Raw genomic sequence first — 480 nt, 5'->3', positions numbered from 1 at the left:
CTGGGACAGGTACGCCGCCGCCCGCCGCAGGACCTCGTTCTCCTGCTCCAGCAACCGAATCCGACGTCGAGCCTCACGCAACTCCCGTGCGTGCTCCGAGGTGACGCCGGGCTTCACGCCGTCCTCGACATCGGCGGCACGCAACCACTTCGTGATCGTCATCTCATGGACCCCGAAGTCCTGGGCGATCTGCGCCAGCGTCACACCGGGACCACGGTTCCGGGCGACCCGCACGACGTCCTCACGAAACTCACGGGGATAGGGCTTGGGCACAGCAACATCCTTCCAGCCTGCTCGGCGAGCAAGCGATCTCAGATGTCACAGATCCGTGCAGCAGCCCCCTTCGACTCCCCTCCATGCGCGGTGGTATGTCTGGCTTTCGGCCGCAGCCGCATCGCTTGTGGTCGGCTACCTCTTCGTTAATCAGGGTTCAGCCGACGAGTTTGGCATGAGTCTCCGTCAGGGTGGTTCAGACGCATA

The 480-nt window shown here is 64.0% G+C and carries 1 protein-coding gene; it reads right to left on the bottom strand.

Annotation, left to right across the window (positions count from 1 at the left end; translation table 11 throughout):
• The coding region (locus tag G3I78_RS47325; RefSeq protein ID WP_203616501.1) for a transposase at window positions 1-273 on the bottom strand (273 nt) is incomplete at its 3' end.
• Window positions 274-480 lie beyond the last annotated feature (207 nt).

The organism is Streptomyces sp. SID13726, from assembly GCF_010548375.1.
Taxonomy (GTDB): domain Bacteria; phylum Actinomycetota; class Actinomycetes; order Streptomycetales; family Streptomycetaceae; genus Streptomyces.
Note: the sequence above shows the minus strand (reverse complement) of the source record. Positions and strands in the feature narration are given on the sequence as shown.